The organism is Venatoribacter cucullus (assembly GCF_016132445.1).
Taxonomy (GTDB): Bacteria; Pseudomonadota; Gammaproteobacteria; order Pseudomonadales; family Oceanobacteraceae; genus Venatoribacter; species Venatoribacter cucullus.
On sequence record NZ_CP046056.1, the window covers coordinates 2,241,976 to 2,262,019 of the forward strand.

Sequence of the window (20,044 nt, forward strand, 5' to 3'; positions counted from 1 at the left end):
TCGATGGCGCTGTGTATAAAGCGTCGGTTTAATGCTCCCCCATTTCTCAGGATCAGAAGTCCGGCAGAAATCCGGGCCACAAGCCCACGGCGGGAGTGACAGGCACCTGCAGATTTTGATTTTCTGAATTAAAGGCGAAATCCTGATGACTATACAAAAGGTCGATGTGCTCCTCGTCGGTGGCGGGGTGATGAGTGCGACGCTGGGAACCCTGCTTACCAGGCTGGACCCGTCCCTCAAAATTACCATGGTTGAACGGCTCGACCATGTCGCTCATGAAAGCACCGATGGCTGGAATAATGCCGGTACCGGCCACGCCGGCTACTGTGAGCTGAACTACACCCCCGAAGATGCTCAGGGTAATGTCAGCATCGACCGCGCGCTGACCATCAACGCCAATTTTGAAATCTCCCTGCAGTTCTGGACCCATCTGGTGGAAACCGGTGGCCTGCCAGAGCCGTCACGCTTTATCAACACCACGCCGCACCTCAGCTTTGTGTGGGGCGAAGCCAACGTCGCTTTCCTGCGCCAGCGCTATGAAAAACTCAGCGCCCATCATCTGTTTAAAGATATGGAGTACAGCGAAGACCCGGCGGTACTGCGTGAATGGATGCCACTGGTGATGAACGGCCGCGATCCGGCCGAAAAAGTGGCCGCCACCCGGGTTGCCTACGGTGCCGATGTGGATTTTGGCTCGCTCACCCGCAACATGGTCGCCCGTCTGCAGGACAACCCGCATTTCAGCCTGCTGCTGAACCATGAAGTGGACGACTTCGACCACGCCGATGACGGCAGCTGGTTTATTGAAGTGGAAGACCGCAACAGCGGCGACAAGCAAACCATCAATGCCCGCTTCGTGTTCCTCGGTGCCGGCGGCGGCGCCCTGCCGCTGCTGCAGGCGTCTGGTATTGACGAAGCCAACGGTTACGGCGGTTTCCCGGTATCCGGTCAGTGGCTGGTGTGCAAAGACCAGAGCATCGTCAGCCAGCATCACGCCAAGGTATATGGTAAAGCCGCCATTGGTGCGCCACCGATGTCGGTACCACACCTGGATACCCGCATCATCAATGGTGAGCCGGCCTTGTTGTTCGGTCCTTATGCCGGGTTTACCACCAAGTTCCTGAAAGCCGGTTCCAAGCTGGACCTGCTGAAGTCGGTGAGCATCAGCAACCTGATTCCGATGATGTCGGTCGGTATCAACAATATGGATCTGACCAAGTACCTGATTGGTGAAGTGATGCAGTCGCACGCCGATCGCGTTGCCACGCTGCGTCATTACTTCCCGGACTGCAAAGATACCGACTGGACGTTGGCGGAAGCCGGCCAGCGGGTACAGATCATCAAGAAAGATGCGCAGGGCCGTGGCAAGCTGGAGTTCGGTACCGAACTGGTAGCCAGCAAAGATGGCTCCCTGGCCGCGCTACTGGGTGCCTCACCGGGTGCTTCGGTGGCGGTACAGGCCATGATCGAGGTGCTGGAACGCTGCTTTGCCGACCGCATGCAGGGTGAATGGAAAACCCGCCTGCAGGGTATGATTCCGTCTTACGGCCAGAACCTGAAAACCGATGCCGGGCTGTTGCTCAGTATCCGTGAGCGTACGCTGAGTACACTGGGCCTGAAGAAATCAGACTGAACAAGTCAGCCTGAAGGCAGAAAGACCAGCCCGGACTTATAGGGCGAATAAAAACGGCACGCTGATCACGTGCCGTTTTTTTATGTCCGTCAAAGTGCATCTGCGCGCTATCCGTACGCCAAACAAGCAAAAAAAACGGCACCCGAGGGTGCCGTTTTTCATAGCGCAGTGAATGATCAGCTGAAGTAAGAGATCATCACACCCGCGGCCACTGCCGAACCGATGACACCGGCCACGTTCGGGCCCATGGCGTGCATCAGCAGGAAGTTCTGCGGGTTGGCTTCCAGGCCTACTTTGTTGGATACCCGCGCGGCCATCGGCACCGCCGATACACCGGCCGAACCAATCAACGGGTTGATCGGATCTTTGGTAACTGCGTTCATCAGTTTAGCCATCAGAACACCGGCCGCGGTACCAAACGCAAAGGCGATCAGACCCAATACCACGATAGAAATGGTACTGGTATTCAGGAACGCATCTGAACTCATTTTGTAACCCACGGACAAGCCGAGGAAAATGGTTACGATGTTTATCAGGGCGTTCTGTGCGGTATCGCTCAGACGCTCAACCACACCGGATTCCTTCATCAGGTTACCGAAGCAGAACATACCCAGCAGCGGGGCCGCAGAAGGCAACAACAGAGCTACCAGCACCAGTACCGCCACCGGGAATACGATCTTCTCGGCTTTGGATACGGTGCGCAGCTGCGTCATCTTGATCTTACGTTCCTGCTCACTGGTCAGCGCACGCATAATCGGTGGCTGAATCAGCGGTACCAACGCCATGTAGGAATACGCAGCAACGGCAATAGCACCCAGCAATTCCGGCGCCAGCTTTGACGCCACGAAAATGGAGGTCGGGCCATCGGCACCACCGATAATACCAATCGCAGCTGCCTGCTGGATGGTGAAATCCATCAGACCAACCTGGCTCAACGCAGCAGCCCCGAACAGCGTACCGAAGATACCAAACTGAGCAGCTGCACCCAGCATCAGGGTTTTCGGATTCGCCAGCAGCGGACCGAAATCGGTCATGGCACCCACCCCCATAAAGATCAGCAGCGGTGCAATACCACTGGCAATAGTGACCTTATAGAAGGTGTAGAGCATGCCACTTTCAAAGCCTGCTTCACTGGCCAATTTCAACACTTTGGCACCGGTTACAGTGTCAGCATTGTAATAGGCCTGCAGCAAAGCTTCTTTGGTGGCAGCGGCATCCAGCTGGAACAGCGTACGGAAGCTGTCCAGCAAGGCCGGATCAGTACCCAGACGAATGGCTTGCTCAGCCGCTGACCAGCCCATGCCCGCACCCGGTACGTTCACCAGCAGGGTACCGGCGGCAATCGGCAGCAGCAGTAACGGCTCGAAGCCTTTTTTAATGGCCAGATACAACATCACACAGGCGACCAGCATCATTACCAGCTGACCTGGTTCAACATGGTAAAGGCCGGTGTCATGCCATAACTTAATCAAAAGTTCCATGACATCTCCTTAAGCGATGGTGTACAGGGTATCGCCTACTTTCACGGCAGTACCCTCTTTGGCGGTTACGCTGCCAATGGTACCGGCTTTCGGAGCGCGGATTTCGGTTTCCATTTTCATGGCTTCCAGAATCAGCACCAGATCGCCTTCCGCTACCTGATCACCCGGCTGTACCAGCACTTTGAAGATGTTACCCGCCAACGGCGAAGCAACCGGCTCACCACCACCGGCAGCAACCGGAGCAGCACCAGCGGCTGGTGCAGAACCACCCAGTGAGGTTGGTGCGCCGTTAACAGCCGCCAGCTGAGTAACGTCACCGCCTTCGTTCACTTTCACCACGTATTCGTTGCCGTCTACGGTGATGGTGTAGGTGTCTTCTGCGTCGCCTTTCGGTGCCGGCTCAAAGGCATCCGGGTTGCCACGGTTGGCCAGGAACTTCGGCGCAATCTGCGGGAACATGGCGTAAGTGAGGGCGTCGTCGATCTTGTCGGTGGCCAGCTTGAAGCCTTTTTCGGCCGCCAGCTTCTCAACGTCGGCGATCACTTTATCCAGTTCGTTTTCGATCAGGTCAGCCGGACGACAGGTAATGGCTTCTTTGCCATCCAGAACACGGGCCTGCAGTTCAGCGTTCATGGCAGCCGGAGCGGCACCGTATTCGCCTTTCAGGATGCCCTGAGTTTCTTTGGAGATAGACTTGTAACGCTCGCCGCTCAGTACGTTCAGTACCGCCTGAGTACCCACGATCTGCGAAGTCGGGGTTACCAGCGGAATCCAGCCCAGGTCTTCACGCACGCGCGGAATTTCGGCCAGTACAGCGTCGAACTTGTCGGAAGCACCCTGCTCACGCAGCTGGTTTTCCATGTTGGTCAGCATGCCACCGGGAACCTGAGCCACCAGAATGCGGCTGTCGGTGCCTTTCAGGGCGCCTTCAAACTTGGCGTACTTCTTACGGACTTCACGGAAGTAAGCAGCAATTTCTTCGATCAGCAACAGATCCAGACCAGTGTCACGCTCGGTACCGGCCAGGGCCGCCACCACAGACTCAGTAGCGGTGTGGCCATACGTCATAGACATAGAAGAAATAGCGGTATCCACACGGTCAATACCGGCTTCAACGGCTTTCAGAATGGTCATATCAGACAGACCGGCGGTGGCATGGGCGTGCAGCTGCACTTCCAGGTCAGTCTGGGCTTTCAGACGGGATACCAGCTCGAAAGCAGCATACGGAGTGAGTACACCGGCCATATCTTTAATGGCGATGGAATCGGCACCCATATCTTCGATTTGTTTGGCCAGGCTTACCCAGGCTTCCAGCGTGTGTACCGGGCTGGTGGTGTAAGACAGCGTGGCCTGCGCGTGTTTGCCCTGTTTTTTAACTGCTTTTAAAGCAGTTTCCAGGTTGCGCGGATCGTTCATGGCGTCGAACACGCGGAATACATCCACACCATTGGTGGCAGCGCGCTCAACAAATTTTTCTACCACGTCATCGGCATAATGACGGTAGCCCAGCAGGTTCTGACCACGCAGCAGCATTTGCTGTTGGGTGTTCGGCATGGCTTTTTTGAATTCACGGATACGATCCCAGGGATCTTCACCGAGGAAACGAATGCAGGAGTCGAACGTAGCGCCGCCCCAGGATTCGAGTGACCAGTAACCAACCTGATCGAGTTTGGACGCAATCGGCAGCATATCGTCGATACGCATACGGGTTGCCAAAATAGACTGATGAGCGTCGCGCAGTACGACGTCGGTAATTCCGAGTTTCTTAGAAACGGGCATGGGTGATGACCTTTTCTTCCTTTAAACGTTTGTTAACGTTCGGGGTTATTGTAACCGCGTGCTACTTTTGGCGCGCGCGATGCTCTTTTACCGCGGCTGAAAGTACTTTCAGCAACTGCGGGTCCACACCTTGCTGGGGCTTGGCGCGCACAGGGGCAGCAACCAGTTCCGCTTCAGGTACGATTTTATTTACCAGCTTGGACATCAGGGTGGTTACGACGACCAGCATCGCCAAAAAGACGAATACCACGCCCATACCAAACACCATCAGTTCCAAACCCTGTGTGACGAGACTGTGCTCAGACATCAGGGAGGCTCCTCAGTATGATTATTCCAGTGCTTGCCGCCGTCGTTCAGGCACAAAACAACCTGCTTTTCAGCATGACAAACCGGCACAGGTTACTTGAAAAACCCTGTGCAACGCAACCAACCGGCCCCGCGATGGTCTGATCCTGCCAGGGAGCCTCTGAATAACTCGGTGCCCGCTCTGGATTGCAGGAAAGTTCTGAGTCACGAAGCCGGGTTGCAGGCATAGCGGGTTCTGTCAAAACCCGGCGACACCGAGTCAGGGCTTTCCTGCAATCCCCGTAGGGCGCGGCTTTCCGGGCCGTATAGCGGCGTTGGCGAACTTGAAAAGGGCTCGCCATTCTCTGCGTTCGCCGCCTTGCTCTACAGCCCGGAAAGACTCGCGCAGAGCTGTGCAGAGTTGTTCAGAGACTCCCTAACTTCCGGTACCCCCTGCGCACCGCTATACTGCCGCCCCTTCACCCCGCCACCTCCGGAAACCATGTCGCACGCTCTGGCCTTTACCGGCACCCTGCCGTTTCAGCAACAGCCTCAACGCCCCTATATTGCGTTAGCGCCAATGGAAGGCCTGATGGACCACCATCTGCGCGACATTCTGACCCGCGTCGGCGGCATTGATCATTGCGTCACCGAATTCATCCGCGTCACCGAACAGGTGTACCCGGCCAAAGTGTTCCGCCGCTACTGCCCGGAGCTGGACAACGGCGGCCGCACACCGGCCGGCACCCCGGTGCACATTCAGCTGCTGGGTTCCGACCCCTTTCTGATGGCTGCCAACGCACGTAAAGCGGCTCGCTTGGGCGCACCGGCCATTGACCTGAACTTCGGCTGCCCGGCCAAAACCGTTAACCGCAGTCAGGGCGGCGCGGTATTGCTGCAGTACCCGGATTTATTACACCGTATTGCCCGCGCCGTGCGTGAAGCCGTAGGGCCGGAAATTCCGGTCAGTGCCAAAATGCGGCTGGGGTATCTGGATAAAGACAACGCACTGGAAAATGCTCTGGCATTGGCGGAAGGCGGCATTCAATGGTTAACCGTGCATGCGCGCACCAAGACCGAAGGCTATAAACCCCCGGCTTACTGGGACTGGATTGCCCGTATTAAAGAGGTGGTGGCTATTCCGGTAATCGCCAACGGCGAAATCTGGACGCCGGCGCAGGCACAACAATGTATGCAGGAAAGCGGTTCTGATCTGATTATGATCGGCCGCGGGCTGGTATCGGTGCCTGACCTGGCCATGCAAATTAAAGCCGCCCACGGGCTGGTTGAACACACAACCCACAGCTGGCAGCAAAAACTGGAATTATTCCTGCAACTGGTGCCGAAACTGGACGACCTGCGCGATAAATCCCTGACCGACCGACTGAAACAATGGCTGCATTATTTCAACCTGCACTCGCCGGAAATCGCCGCCATTTTTGAAGCGGTAAAACGCGAGCGCGACCGTGAAACCTTTCTTGGCCGCATTCGTGAATTGTCAGCGGAAATGTCTGCGTCCAACTCAACAAACAACATTTTTCAGGGAGAACACCGATGAAATCGGTTTACACCACAGCACTACTGGCCTGTGCTGTTCTGATCAGCGGTTGCAGCAATTCAGAAGTGGGCGATGTGTCACTGGGACTCTTCACCACCAAAGACATTAAGCTGGATTTTATGAATGATCCGGTCGTGACCGGCGTCACCTGTCATGTTGCGTCTGTTGAAGCGGATTTGGACTTTTCCGACCCTAGCGACAGCGCAATTTCTTGTCGTCAGACCGGCGAGATTACCGCCGCCATGATTGCCGTCATCGATAAAAGCAAATCCGGCGAAGTAATCTTCAGCAAATCCAAAAGCATCTTTTTTAAGAATATGAAAGTGCGCCGGATTTTTGATGCCGAAAACCAAACGCTGATGTACGTTTCCTACTCCACCAAAGAAACATCCGGCAGCTACAAGCACAGCCTGTCTACCGTTCCGTTATGGGGTACGGGCGCGTATCAGATCACTGACAGCGCTCCGTCACCGCGATAATTCAGCATCATGATCAGAGCGGCGGAAAATCCGCTGCACTGTGCCGCTCGGCCAGCTGCTCGTGCGGCTCGCCCCAGGTGCGGTTGACGATACGCCCGCGTTTTACCGCCGGACGCGCGGCAATTTCATCGGCCCAGCGGCGCACGTGGGTATAACTCTGCACATCGAGAAATTCCGCAGCTTCGTATAAACCGCCCTGCACCAACACGCCGTACCAGGGCCAGATGGCCATATCGGCAATGCTGTAGTCGTCACCACACATATAACGGTTGTCGGCCAGATGCCGGTTCAGCACATCCAGCTGGCGTTTTACTTCCATGGCGTAACGGTTAATGGGGTATTCGTATTTTTCCGGTGCGTAGGCATAAAAATGTCCGAAACCGCCACCCAATAAAGGCGCACTGCCCATTTGCCAGAACAGCCAGTTAAAACATTCAGTCCGCGCTGCCGGTGCAGCCGGAATAAAGGCATTAAATTTTTCCGCCAGATACAGAAGGATGGAGGCCGATTCAAACACCCGTTGCGGCGGCGTTACGCTGTAATCGAGCAATGCCGGAATTTTGGAATTCGGATTCACCGCCACAAAGCCGGAACCAAACTGGTCACCTTCGTGAATGCGGATTAACCAGGCGTCATAGTCTGCTGCCGTAATTCCCGCTTCCAGCAATTCTTCCAGCATTATGGTCACTTTCACGCCATTGGGCGTACCCATAGAGTACAGCTGCAGCGCATGCTGGCCTCGTGGCAGTGCTTTCTCATGAGTTGGCCCGGCAATCGGCCGGTTAATGCTGGCGAATGCGCCGCCATTGCCTGGCTGCCATTGCCAGACCTTAGGTGGAATATAAGAATCGGTCATGCCACTGCTCCTGCGTTAAATATGCTGATGATTGTGCCCCGCCGTTCAGGCGCCGGCCAGCATGTCATGCAATTCAACCAGTAAACGCTCTGTTTCATCCCAACCAATACAGGCATCAGTAATGGACTGGCCGTAGATTAATTCGGCCCCGTCGTTCTGCCGCCCGGCGGTAATGAAGCTTTCCAGCATCAGCCCCAGAATGCCGTTATTACCCGCCACCCGCTGCGCCACGACATCGCGGGCAATGGCTGGCTGCCGGTCGTGCTGTTTGCAGGCGTTATCATGGCTGCAATCGACCAGCACTTTGGCCACACAGTCGCCCTGCTGCAACGTGGTGAGCGCGGCGGCAATGGAATCGGTATCGTAATTGGTAATACCGCGGCCACCGCGCAGCACCAGATGGGTATCGGGGTTGCCGGGAGTATCCAGCATCACCAGCCGGCCATCGGCATCCACGCCCAGCGTATGGTGGCTGTGACGGGCGGCAATCATGGCGTTCACGGCGTTGGCGGCCGAACCATCGGTGCTGTTTTTAATGCCCACTGGCATGGGTAAATGGCTGACCATTTCCCGGTGCGTCTGCGACTCCGCCGTACGTGCACCAATAGCAGTCCAGCTGATCAGATCGTCCAGGTAGCTCATCACCAGCGGGTTCAGCGCTTCGGTGGCCAGCGGCAAACCCAACTCGGCCAGCTGCAGCATCACCGCGCGGGAACGGCGGATGCCTGCGGCCATATCACCGTTTCCGCTGCGTTCCGGGTCGTAGGCCAGCCCTTTCCAGCCAATGCTGGTACGTGGTTTTTCCACATAGGCGCGCATCACCAGTAACAGACGGTCGCCCAGCTGCTCATTCAGCGCCGCCAACCGGCGACCGTAATCCAGCACCGCCGTTTCATCGTGAATAGAGCAAGGGCCGGTAATGACCAGCAACTTGTCCGACTGGCCATGCAGCGCTTCGCGGATGTGCTGACGCTGACGCTCAATCTGCACGGTTAATTCTGCGCTTAACGGCATCTCTGCCTTTAAGTCGCGCGGTGTACTCAGGGGGCGAACCGCCAATTCGCGGCGGTTGGAATCCAGGGTGTTTGTTGTGTTCATGTTGTGCCTCGTACCGGAAAAAGATCATAAAAAAACCCCGCTTGGCGGACTGCCAGCGGGGTTTTGTATTCCGGTGGCAGTCGGTGTGTACCGAGCTGCCCTGGGGCTGTCTGAGCATGGCTCAGATCAGGGGCGGCCCGGCCTCTGGCTAAAGTAATAGCCATAACCAAACCACCAGCCGCACACAGCCACAACCGCACCGGCAGGCTGAGCTGCAGTGCGGTTAAGAGAGTGTACGGAGCAGGAGTTCTGTGTGTTCATGCCAACGAATATACGCCGCTTATCTGAGTTTTCAACCCCACCAACGCCAGCGTTGCGGCATCAGACTGTTGCAAAACCGGTTCAGGCTTCGGCAATAATGACCGCACGCAGCGGGGCCGGATAGCCTTCAACGGTTTTATTCACATCGGCCGGGTCAAGAAAATCGGCCAGCGAGTTAAAACGCATCCAGTCGGTCTGGCGCTGTTCCTGCAGCGAAGTCTGGTTTAAATCCACCACCCGCGCGTTTTTAAAGCCGGCGCGCCGGCACCAGAGCAACAGCGTTTCGGTGCTGGGAATAAACCAGACATTGCGCATCATGGCGTAGCGGTCTTCCGGCATCAGCACGTCACCCAGCGCACCCTCTATTACCAGGGTTTCCAGCACCAGTTCGCCACCGGGGCGCAGTGCATCTTTGAGTTCCTGCAGATGCTCAATGGGCGATTTACGGTGGTACAGCACGCCCATGGAAAACACCGTATCAAAGGCTTTTAAATTGGCCGGTACGTCTTCCATTTTTAATGGCAATAAATCGGCATCGGCGCGCTGACCGGCGGCCTGCAGGTATTTTTTATAGGCCTGAAACTGCATTAAAAATAACCGCGACGGGTCAATGCCGATTACCCGCGCCGCGCCAGCGCCGAGCATACGCCAGACGTGATAACCGGAACCGCAGCCGACATCCAGCACCAGCCGGTTGGTTAACGGCGCAATATGCGGCGCCACCCGCTGCCATTTCCAGTCGGAACGCCATTCGGTATCAATATGGGTGCCGAAAAACTGAAACGGGCCTTTTCGCCACGGCATTAAACCGCGCAGCGCACTGTGTAATTGTTGCTCCTGCTCAGCCGTAATAACCGGGCTGTGCAGGCCTAAATCGTGCGCCGTTAAATCCGCCTGCACCTGGTCAATTTCCGGCAGCGCGGCCACGGCGTCCAGCCAGCGTTGCTGATCACCGTGCTCTTTTTCCTGCAGAATTTTCTGCAACTGCTGTGGCAACACCGCCGCCCAGGGCGCCAGCTTGCCATGCTGCATAAATGCCAGCACATCGTCGAACCAATGCAGAATGGTCTGTTCGTTTAACATAAAAATTTGCTTATTTAATGGCCAGGAACGACACGAAATTAAAACACTGATACCAGCGGATTACCTGGGAAAAACCGGCAGCTTGTAAGCGCTGAACATGGGCCTGTTCGGTTTCCGGAATTAAGACGTTTTCAATGGCGCTGCGTTTCTGGGCAATTTCCAGTTCGGAATAGCCGTTAGCGCGCTTGAAATCCAGATGCAATTCGTCCTGCAGACGCTGCTCCTGTTCCGGAAAGCATAATTTTTCCGACAGAATCAGCGCGCCACCCGGTAAGGTAGCGGCAGCAATGTTGCTTAACAGCGCCAGCCGCTGCTCCGGCGCAATAAACTGCAGCACAAAGTTAAGCGAGGTAACGGACGCCCGCTCCAGCGGATAATCCAGAATATCGGCGCACAGCATCTGTACCGGCACCCGGCCTTCGTCCAGCGCCACGTAATGTTCGGCGCGCTCAATCATAGAAGCGGAATTATCGATGCCGATAATGTGGCAACCTTCGGCGCGCACACCATGGCGCATGGCCAATGTAACGGCACCCAGCGAACAGCCCAGATCGTACAGGTTCGAACCCGGCTGCGCGTAACGGCCGGCAATAATGCCCGACATCGCCACGGTTTCTGCATAGCCCGGCACCGAGCGTTTGATCATATCGGGAAATACCCGCGCCACCGCCTGATCAAAGGCAAACCCTGGCACTTGCGTCAACGGCGTGCTGTAAATGGTATCGGGCTGGCTGGCGGCTGCCGCAGAGTGAGTATCGGGCTTGGGATCAATGGTGGTCATGGCAAGACTGGCGCTTTTCTGTACAGGGCGCGCATTCTAGCCCATGGCCGGAGCGGCAGCCAGCGCGGGCTGGCTGGCTGTTCGGTTCGTTCGTTCTGTTGTTCAGTGATCGTTGTCGGCGGGCAGCAACTGGCCATCTTGTTCCAAGGCTTCTTCAGCCAGATCACGGGCCAGCTCTTTTTTCACCCGCACACCCAACTGCAGGAATTTTTCACTCTGGCTGAGTAAATTACCACGGCCGGATTTCATGGCATTCCAGGCGTCGTCGTAGGTTTTCTGTACGGTATTTAGCTGGCTGCCGACTTTTTCAAAACGCTCCACCACCGACACCAGTTTGTCGTACACCTTAGCGGCCTGCTCCGCCAGTTTTTCGGTGCTGCGGTTGCGGCGTTCTAAGGTCCACAGGCTGGCCACGGTGCGCAACGTCGCCAGCAACGTGGTGGGCGTGACCACCACAATGCGGCGTTCAAAGGCATCGTTGAATAATTGCTCGTCCTGCTGAAACGCCAGCATAAAAGCCGGCTCGACCGGCATAAATAAAAACACAAAATCCGGCGCATTCAGATCTGGCAGTGTCTGATAGGCTTTATCGCTGAGGGTACGGATATGGTTGCGCACCGCGTCGCAATGTCGGCGGGAGGCCTGCGTGCGCTCTTCATCGGTTGCCGCATTCACATAATCGGTATAGGCGTTCAGCGACACCTTGGAATCGATCACAATGTGTTTGCCTTCCGGCAAATTCACCACCACATCGGGGCGATAAATTTTGCCGTTATCATCCTGCAGGTTTTGCTCGCGCACATATTCTTCACCGTTGCGCAAACCCGAGCGTTCCAACACCCGCTCCAGCACCATTTCACCCCAGTTACCCTGGGTTTTCTTCTCGCCGCGCAGGGCCGTGGTTAAAGCATGGGCCTCGGCGGTCATCTGCTGGTTAAGCTGATGCAGCTGTTCAATCTGGGTTTTCAGCGCGCTGCGGTCTTTGGCATCGGCCACATACACATCGTCGACTTTTTTGCGCAGCCCTTCGAGTTGTTCTTTAAACGGATTTAACAGGGATTCCAGCCCTTTCTGACTTTGTTCACCAAATTGCTTTTGTTTGTGCTCGAATATTTTCTGCGACAGGTTTTCAAATTCCTGCAGCAGCTGGGTTTTGTTTTCCGCCAGCAGTGCCAGTTTTTCATCGGCGTGTTTTTGTTCCTGCAGCCGTGCTTCCCGTTCGGTGGCTAACTGGCGCTGCAGATTTTGCAGTTGCTGCCCCCACTCCGCCTGTTGTTGGGCGGCATCATGACGCGCCTGCTCCAGCCATTGCTGCTGTTGCGCATTGTGCTGCTGCAGGTTGGTATTACGTTCCTGCAGGCGCACCTGTTCCAGCTGTTGTTCCTGCAATTGCTGCTGAAATTGCTGTTGCTGTTCTTCAATGCGGTTTAACAGCGCCTGCCGGCCGGCTTTTTGCCACAAAAATCCGGCGCTGAACAACGCCAGGCCAGGTAATGCAATGGCCAGCGCCAGCAGCGGTAACGACAGTTCCATAAGGTTTTCCTGCAACGTAAACAAAATGTCTGAATTAAAAACGCGCCTGCACGCCGGCGATAACGGCGCGGCTTTCTATATCAAGAAAATCGGTGCGGGCGTATTCGGCAAAAATGACCAGGTCAGGGGAATCCGGCAGCGGAAAATTAATGCCCCAGGTCTGTATGGGCGAGCAGTCGTCATCACTCCAGGGGTTCACAATGCCCGCCGCTGCGGCCGCCCAACAGTGCTGGCCATAACGCCAGTAAGGGCCACTGCCACGCGACAAACCGGCCAGTTCCAGCGGCAGACGCAGGGTAACATCCCAGCCGATGCTGATGCCGTCGAACTGCAACACATCCGAGTTGGTGTTCACATTACGGTCACCCCACAGCCGCGCCATCACACCGGTGCTGAGACCCGGCAGCCATTCAATGCCACCGTTTACATACAGCGTTTCGCTGTTCACCGTGGTGCGGCCATCACTGCCCGCCGCCGGATTATTATCCGGCAGGCGTTGCCAGCTGAAACCAGCGGCCAGGCTCATATAAGGGGTTAATAACAACTCGGCACGGGCCGGCAGCGCCAGCAGCAGTACCGCCCACAGCAACCCCATCATTCGCAGCCGCATTACAACAACCAGCCACCGATGGTGGCCATGGCGATCATCACCATCCACACCGATACCGAACGCAGGTGCAGCTGCTGCCATTCTTCCAGGTCTTTGGCGGCGGCTTCGGCATCGTCGGCGGCATTGTGCCACTGGCGCGGCTGGTCACTGTCGGCCATGGCGGCGTTGGCCACCTCAAACAGCACGTCAGCACTGTGCGCCTGCCATTGCCATAAATGTTGTTTCCAGACCGGCAGTGCCCGCATCAGGTTGCCGGCCAGGCCGAAGGTTAGGCCCAGCAGCCGTACCGGTATCCATTCCAGCCAGTGCAGATAACGCCAGGCACGTTCATCGCAAACGCTGGCGCGGGCGTATTGTACGGTCAGCCAGGCCAGCAGAATGCCGCCAACGTCAGCCACCATGTACCAGAACACCATCAGGAAGAAGTATTCAAACCAGCGGTGCAGCAACGATTTAATCACCTGCTCATTCAGCTGGGTGGCGTCTTCAGCCACGTCCACATTCTGCCCAGCCAGATATTTACCGGCACAACGATAGGCCCCCTGTGTATCGCCATTGCGCAGGTCTTCGCGGTATTGATCGAGGTGTTTCTGAATGCCCACATGCGCCAGCACATACAGCAGCAACAGCACTTCCAGCGCCAGGGTAAGCAGCCCCCAGACAAAACGCTCGCTGTACCAGAACGCAGCGGTGATCAGCAGCGCCGGTAACACCACCAGCAAGGCGTATTTAACGTGCCGGGGTAAACGGCTGAAAAAACTCAGCCGCTGCCACAGCGCCAGCCAGGCGGCAAAACTGCGGCTGTGCACACTGCGTGGTGGCAGCGGTAATTTCCACTGCAGCAGCAGGGCAATAAACACAATCAGAAATTTCATAGCATCCTCTTAAGCGCGTGTCTGACACAGTGAAACAAACAATCGTTGCCAGTCAAAGGCATTACCCGGGTCGGTTTTACGCCCCGGGGCAATCTGTTCGTGGCCGGTAATACGGCTGGGCACCAGCGCCGGATACTCTGCCCTTAATGCCGGCAGCAACGCCGCCAGCACATTGTATTGCTGGTCACTGTAGGGCAGCGTATCGGTTCCTTCCAGCTCAATGCCGATGGAAAAATCGTTGCATTCGCTGCGCCCGCCGTAACATGAGCGTCCGGCGTGCCAGGCGCGGTCAGCAAAGCTGACAAACTGGGTAATGGCACCATCGCGCTCAATAAATAAATGGCTGGACACCTGCAAGCCGGCAATGTCGGCAAAATACGGGTGCTCGTCCTTATTCAGCTGATTGCAGAAAAACCTCTGCACATAACCGCCGCCAAACTGCCCCGGCGGCAGGCTGATGTTATGCACCACCAGCAGGCTGATTTCACCCGCCTGCCCTGCTGGCCGCGGGCCGCAATTCGGCGACGGACAATGACGGGCCGGCTGTAACCAGCCATCCGTAACAGAAAAAGACAGTGTGCCCGGTAATGGGTTCATAGCGTGCTGGTCTGGCCTCAAATGGCGTTGCTCTGGCATTATCGGGCCCATCATACGTTTAAGCGCGGAAAACTGTCATGCTGGAAGCACTGAAAACCGTTAACGGCTGGGTATGGGGCACGCCCATGCTGTTGCTGATTGGCCTGACCGGGTTGTATCTGACGCTGGGCCTGAAAGCCTACCCGGTGCGGCATATCGGGCCGGGGTTTGCCCTGCTGTGGAAAAACCGCAAAGGCCATGGCGACGGCGACATTTCTGGTTTTAACGCCTTAATGACCGCCATGGCTGCCACCGTTGGCACCGGCAATATTGCCGGCGTGGCCACTGCCATCGCCTCCGGCGGCCCAGGTGCGCTGTTCTGGATGTGGATGATTGCCATGGTCGGCATGGCCACCAAATACAGCGAAGCGGTACTGGCGGTGCATTTCCGCGAAAAAAATGCCAACGGCAACTTCGTTGGCGGCCCCATGTATTACATCCGCAACGGGCTGGGGCCAAAATTCCGCTGGCTGGCCTTAATGTTTGCCTTCTTTGGCATGCTGGCCGGCTTCGGCATTGGCAACGGTGTGCAGTCACACTCGGTGGCCGATGTACTGCACTCTAACTTTGCCGTGCCCACCTGGCTGACCGGCATCGTTATCGCCGTACTGGTCGGACTGGTGCTGCTGGGCGGCATCCGCCGCATTGCCACGGTGGCCGGTAAAATTGTGCCCTTTATGGCGCTGGCGTATGTGGTCAGCGGCGTCATCCTGCTGATTATCTTCGCCGATCGAATTCCACAGGCTATTGAACTGATCATCTACCACGCCTTTAACCCGACCGCTGCGGTGGGTGGCTTTGCCGGCGCCGCCGTGTGGGCCGCCATCCGCTTTGGCGTGGCGCGCGGCGTCTTTTCCAACGAAGCCGGCCTTGGCAGCGCCCCCATCGCCCACGCCGCCGCCCAAACCCGCGACCCGGTGCGCCAAGGCAGCATCGCCATGCTCGGCACCTTTATCGACACCATCATTATCTGCACCATCACCGGGCTGGTGATTGTCGCCTCCGGCGCCTGGCAACTGTGCGCTCCCGAACTGGCCGAATGTGTGCCCGGCAAAGGCCTCAGCGGCGCGCCATTAACGGCCATGGCCTTCAGCCTGGGCCTGCCCGCCTACGGCAATATTATTGTTAGCCTGGGGCTGGCGGTGTTTGCGTTCACCACCATTATTGGCTGGTCGTTTTACGGTGAGAAATGCACCGAATACCTGTTCGGTGTAAAATCCGTACCCGTTTTCCGGCTGATCTGGGTGCTGGCCATTCCCATCGGTGCCACCCGCGAACTGGACGTCGCCTGGCTGCTGGCCGACACCCTCAACGCCATGATGGCGCTGCCAAACTTACTGGCGCTGCTGTTACTCAGCCCGGTTGTATTCAAATTAACCCGGAGTTACCTCACCCATGGATCTGCGTCAGCACACCAATGACATCATCACCGCCGTTCGCATTGCTCTGCAGGAAGACATCGGCAGTGGCGATATTACCGCGCAGCTGATTCCCGCCAGCCAGCAGGCCCGCGCCCGCATTATTACCCGCGAGCGCGCCATTATTGCCGGCGTTGCCTGGGTGAATGAGGTATTCCGCCAGGTTGACCCCACCGTACAGGTGGTATGGCGCGTACGCGAAGGCGAATGGGTTCGCCCCGATCAGGTGCTGTTTGAACTGCGTGGCCCGGCCCGTTCTTTATTAACCGGCGAACGCTGCGCGCTGAATTTCCTGCAAACCCTGTCCGGCACCGCCACCCGCTGCCGCCACTACGCCGACCGCGTTGCCGGCACCGGGGTAAAATTACTGGATACCCGCAAAACCATCCCCGGCCTGCGCATCGCACAGAAATACGCCGTGGCCGTCGGCGGTTGCTACAACCACCGCATCGGCCTGTACGACGCCTTTTTGATTAAAGAAAACCACATTATGGCCGCTGGCGGCATTGCCGCAGCGGTGCAGCAGGCCCACCAGATTGCCCCCGGCAAACCGGTAGAAGTAGAAGTAGAAACCGTCGCGCAACTGGACGAAGCCATAAACGCCGGCGCCGACATTGTGATGCTGGACAACTTCAGCCCCACCGCCATGACCGCCGCCGTCGCCCACAGCCGCCAGCGCAACCCGCAGGTAAAACTGGAAGCCTCCGGCGGCATTACCAACGACACCCTGCTGCCCTACGCCCACACCGGGGTGGATTACATCTCCATTGGCGCGTTAACCAAAGACTGCAAAGCCATCGACCTGTCGATGCGTTTGGTCTGACCATTGCTATAACGGTTGCCTGCAGTACGCTGGCAAGGACGCTAAGCGCCTGAAAAGTGACCAAATTTGTCACCTGCTGACACTTTCAGAGCAAACCAACGCCCCACTTTGCGACCTGTATCAAAAAACCGCTGAAAAGGCACGCCAACCTCTTGCCGCTCTGCAACAAGGTTGGCAGACTGCACTGCATGTCATAACGATGACAAGGAAAACCAGCCCACTGGCAACAGCGTGGTTGGATCCATAACTAAAAAATCTCGATCGAGAGTGGAGAAAGACTATGCAAACTCAAAAGGGTTTCAGCTTAATTGAATTGATGATCGTTATTGCGATCATCGGTATTCTGGCTTCTGTAGCCGTACCGCAGTACCAGAACTACGTTCTGCGTACCGATGCCACCAACACTCTGTCAGTAGCTCGTCCGCTGCAGCTGGCTCTGGGTGAATTTGCTGCACGTTATTCACGCCTGCCAAACACTATTGCAGAACTGGATGACTACACCGGTATTGATGCGGCAACACCAGCTACTCACGCTGCAGGTAAAATTGCTTCCATCACCATGGTTCCTGTAACACAAGCAGCTAACGGTACTGGTTCTTACTTCCGTCTTCAGTTTGCCACTGTGAATGATGGTGTTCCTGCTCAATTAGCTGGTTCATCATACGAATTGTTCCCAACCATTAACAGCAATGGCGTTGTTGTATGGGAAACTCGCGTTGGTTCTGGTACTACTCCGGTTGATGCGAAATTCCTGCCACGTACTAACTAATTTAAGTTAGCACGAAAAAGCCGACCTCCTGGTCGGCTTTTTTATTCCCGACTAGCAACAATGAAAAATAATTATCTCTTAGCAACAGTCCTTATCGCTTTTGCGTACTTACTCATCAGCATCCCTGGATGGCAATCTCTTCTATTGCTCTCCCCGCAGAAAGCTATTGATTGGTCATTAGTATTACACCCCATTTTACTGCGCCAGCTCGGATATTTTATGCTGGCGCACAGCCTGATTTTTCTTAGTGTTTTAATACTGTGCCTGAGCAATGCCAACGCCGTTGCCGGTTTCCGTCCCCGTTTATTCGTGCCCGCCGCCATCGGGATATTCTTTTTACTGTTTTATGCTATTGCCGGCTATGCCGTTACCCATTTCCCCTGGCTGGAAATAGCAAGAATTTCCGACAGTTTTTCCGCGGACTCCCCCTACAAAACCATTGGTCTGGTGGCTTTTTTGCTGCTGGTTATCAGCACGGTTATTACCTGGCTGATCAATCTGCGCACAGCCAAAAAAAACGCCTTGTGGCAGGGCATGGCAGCGTTGTTTTTGCTGTGGCCACTGCTGCCATCTGCCCCCATCGCAACCTTTAACCTGAACAGTGTGCAGGCCGATGCGGCAGAATCTGTACGCCCACAGCCGGATGTGATTCTGATTGGTATGGATTCGGTATCGCTGTATCAGGCGCGCGAACATTCCGACCGCATGCCCTTTGTGAATAGTCTGCTGGCCGGTGGCCATAACTACACCCAGGCATTTACGCCGCTGGGGCGCACCTATGCCGCCTGGAACAGTATTTTAAGCGGTCGTTATCCGGCCACTTCCGGTGTGCGCTTTAACCTGACCGAATTCAAACCCGAACAAATCGCCGATATGCTGCCGGCCGATTTAAAAAAGCTGGGTTTCTACAACCTGTACGCTCAGGACGAACGGCGTTTCAACAACATTAATGAAGACTACGGTTTTGATGCCACGGTGGGACCAACGGTAGGTGCCATTGATTTTGTTATTCCCCTGTTTGCCGACCACCCGCTCAGCAGTTATTTTCTGAACTCCGCCATTGGCGCATGGTTATTCCCCAGCCTGCACAATAACCGGGTCAGCAGCGTGACCTACCAGCCGGAAACCTTTGTGCACAGCATTCTGCAACACACCGACCAGGCCAGCAGCGAACAACCCTTGTTTATGGCCGGGCATTTTTGTCTGGCGCATTTTCCTTACCGCTGGCGTTCGTATCAGCCCGGTAAAGGATTGCAGGATGAACTGGCGTTGTATCGCGAATCATTGCAGGCGCTGGATCAGCAAATAGAAAACCTGTTTGCCGGCCTGCAGGCGCAAGGGCGGCTGGATAATGCCATCATTATTCTGCTGTCGGATCATGGCGAAGGCCTGGGCAACGAACTGCCGTTGTGGACGGGAACTGACCGTACTCCGGCCAAGCAGTTTGGTCAGATTCTTCGTGGTCATGGCAACAGCCTGCTGAGCCGCGATCAGAACAATGTGATGGTTAATATCCGCCACACCGGCAACCCAATAGCCAGCAACCCAATGGCCAGCGGCCGGAATACTCCGATCCACACCCCGGTATCACTGGTGGATATCCGCCCCACCGTCCTGACGCTATTGCAGCAACCGTTGCCAGAATGGCTGGATGGCACGCCGATTCCTCCGGCGGTGCCGCTCGCTGCCGCAAACCGCTATTTGTTTATGGAGACCGGCATCATGATGGATTTACCCCAGCCCGATGCCAACGCCCGGGAGTTAAGCGATAAGGTCAAAGACCTTGCCGATGGTTACTCTGTGAACAGCGCCGGCCGGCTGGTGATCAGCGATGAATTTATCCGCTTCAACCTGCCGAAAAAACAATTCGGGGTGGTGTATAACGAAGAGCTGCTGATGTCAGACTCCAACAACCCGGATGCCTTTCTGTGGGTTAACCGCGATACCAGCCAGTGGCAAACGCTTAACCGCTCTGAACTGAGCCAGGCTCCACAGGAGCATTTATTGCAGGCTCTGGATTGTTACCGGCAGCCGCAAAACCACTGCCAACGCGCCAGCCACTGAGCATACGGCTGGCGCATTACGG

General features: G+C 56.1%; 18 protein-coding genes. 7 read left to right on the forward strand and 11 right to left on the reverse strand.

Features of this window, described 5'->3' with window-relative positions; all coding sequences use genetic code 11:
* Nucleotides 1-145 precede the first annotated feature (145 nt).
* Entirely contained in the window at nt 146-1,633 is a 1,488-nt protein-coding gene (mqo, locus tag GJQ55_RS10625) for a malate dehydrogenase (quinone) (RefSeq protein WP_228344942.1), read from the forward strand.
* Between the two features lie 176 nt (nt 1,634-1,809).
* On the opposite strand, the gene GJQ55_RS10630 is transcribed toward mqo, so the two are convergent.
* The 3 genes from GJQ55_RS10630 to GJQ55_RS10640 all read right to left on the reverse strand — a co-directional run bounded on the left by GJQ55_RS10630 (nt 1,810) and on the right by GJQ55_RS10640 (nt 5,200).
* A complete protein-coding gene (locus GJQ55_RS10630) occupies nt 1,810-3,114 on the reverse strand; it encodes a sodium ion-translocating decarboxylase subunit beta (protein WP_228344943.1) in 1,305 nt (434 codons plus the stop codon).
* 9 nt (nt 3,115-3,123) lie between these two features.
* Nucleotides 3,124-4,893, reverse strand: coding sequence for a sodium-extruding oxaloacetate decarboxylase subunit alpha (gene oadA / locus GJQ55_RS10635; RefSeq protein ID WP_228344944.1), 1,770 nt, complete (start codon nt 4,891-4,893; stop codon nt 3,124-3,126).
* A 61-nt stretch (nt 4,894-4,954) separates the two neighbouring features.
* A complete protein-coding gene (locus GJQ55_RS10640) occupies nt 4,955-5,200 on the reverse strand; it encodes an OadG family protein (protein WP_228344945.1) in 246 nt (81 codons plus the stop codon).
* A gap of 480 nt (nt 5,201-5,680) precedes the next feature.
* Between GJQ55_RS10640 and GJQ55_RS10645 the strand changes: the two genes are divergently transcribed.
* Together GJQ55_RS10645 and GJQ55_RS10650 are read left to right on the forward strand one after the other, a co-directional pair.
* Nucleotides 5,681-6,736, forward strand: a complete 1,056-nt coding sequence (locus tag GJQ55_RS10645) for a tRNA dihydrouridine synthase (protein WP_228344946.1) — start codon at nt 5,681-5,683, stop codon at nt 6,734-6,736.
* Complete coding sequence (locus tag GJQ55_RS10650; protein WP_228344947.1) at nt 6,733-7,215, forward strand: CreA family protein; 483 nt, start codon at nt 6,733-6,735, stop codon at nt 7,213-7,215. The genes GJQ55_RS10645 and GJQ55_RS10650 overlap by 4 nt, the downstream gene beginning before the upstream one ends.
* Before the next feature lie 13 nt (nt 7,216-7,228).
* Here the strand turns inward: GJQ55_RS10650 and yghU are convergent, their stop codons facing one another.
* The 8 genes from yghU to ampD all read right to left on the reverse strand — a co-directional run bounded on the left by yghU (nt 7,229) and on the right by ampD (nt 14,909).
* Nucleotides 7,229-8,071 carry a glutathione-dependent disulfide-bond oxidoreductase gene (gene yghU, locus GJQ55_RS10655; RefSeq protein ID WP_228344948.1) on the reverse strand — a complete coding sequence of 281 codons (843 nt, stop codon included), beginning with the start codon at nt 8,069-8,071 and terminating at the stop codon, nt 7,229-7,231.
* A 45-nt stretch (nt 8,072-8,116) separates the two neighbouring features.
* Nucleotides 8,117-9,169, reverse strand: coding sequence for a 3-deoxy-7-phosphoheptulonate synthase (locus GJQ55_RS10660; protein ID WP_228344949.1), 1,053 nt, complete (start codon nt 9,167-9,169; stop codon nt 8,117-8,119).
* A gap of 342 nt (nt 9,170-9,511) precedes the next feature.
* A complete protein-coding gene (cmoB, locus tag GJQ55_RS10665) occupies nt 9,512-10,513 on the reverse strand; it encodes a tRNA 5-methoxyuridine(34)/uridine 5-oxyacetic acid(34) synthase CmoB (RefSeq protein ID WP_228344950.1) in 1,002 nt (333 codons plus the stop codon).
* Between the two features lie 10 nt (nt 10,514-10,523).
* A complete protein-coding gene (cmoA, locus tag GJQ55_RS10670) occupies nt 10,524-11,294 on the reverse strand; it encodes a carboxy-S-adenosyl-L-methionine synthase CmoA (RefSeq protein ID WP_228344951.1) in 771 nt (256 codons plus the stop codon).
* A gap of 102 nt (nt 11,295-11,396) precedes the next feature.
* The gene (locus GJQ55_RS10675) at nt 11,397-12,827 is read right to left on the reverse strand and encodes a DNA recombination protein RmuC (protein ID WP_228344953.1); all 1,431 of its coding nucleotides are present in this window, start codon (nt 12,825-12,827) and stop codon (nt 11,397-11,399) included.
* A 34-nt stretch (nt 12,828-12,861) separates the two neighbouring features.
* The gene (locus GJQ55_RS10680; protein WP_228344954.1) at nt 12,862-13,437 is read right to left on the reverse strand and encodes a hypothetical protein; all 576 of its coding nucleotides are present in this window, start codon (nt 13,435-13,437) and stop codon (nt 12,862-12,864) included.
* Nucleotides 13,437-14,312, reverse strand: coding sequence for a regulatory signaling modulator protein AmpE (gene ampE / locus GJQ55_RS10685; RefSeq protein ID WP_228344955.1), 876 nt, complete (start codon nt 14,310-14,312; stop codon nt 13,437-13,439). The genes GJQ55_RS10680 and ampE overlap by 1 nt, the downstream gene beginning before the upstream one ends.
* Before the next feature lie 9 nt (nt 14,313-14,321).
* Complete coding sequence (ampD, locus tag GJQ55_RS10690) at nt 14,322-14,909, reverse strand: 1,6-anhydro-N-acetylmuramyl-L-alanine amidase AmpD (RefSeq protein WP_228344956.1); 588 nt, start codon at nt 14,907-14,909, stop codon at nt 14,322-14,324.
* 77 nt (nt 14,910-14,986) lie between these two features.
* Here ampD and GJQ55_RS10695 point away from each other — a divergent pair, with 77 nt between their 5' ends.
* From GJQ55_RS10695 to GJQ55_RS10710, 4 genes are all read left to right on the forward strand, one after another.
* Nucleotides 14,987-16,369, forward strand: coding sequence for an alanine/glycine:cation symporter family protein (locus tag GJQ55_RS10695; protein ID WP_228344957.1), 1,383 nt, complete (start codon nt 14,987-14,989; stop codon nt 16,367-16,369).
* Nucleotides 16,344-17,189: a carboxylating nicotinate-nucleotide diphosphorylase gene (nadC, locus tag GJQ55_RS10700; RefSeq protein ID WP_228344959.1), complete on the forward strand. Its 846-nt coding sequence runs from the start codon at nt 16,344-16,346 to the stop codon at nt 17,187-17,189. Before GJQ55_RS10695 ends, nadC begins: the two co-directional genes overlap by 26 nt.
* Before the next feature lie 280 nt (nt 17,190-17,469).
* Nucleotides 17,470-17,958, forward strand: coding sequence for a pilin (locus GJQ55_RS13405; protein WP_275944423.1), 489 nt, complete (start codon nt 17,470-17,472; stop codon nt 17,956-17,958).
* 219 nt (nt 17,959-18,177) lie between these two features.
* Nucleotides 18,178-20,022, forward strand: coding sequence for a sulfatase-like hydrolase/transferase (locus tag GJQ55_RS10710; RefSeq protein WP_228344960.1), 1,845 nt, complete (start codon nt 18,178-18,180; stop codon nt 20,020-20,022).
* The last annotated feature ends 22 nt before the right edge of the window (nt 20,023-20,044 follow it).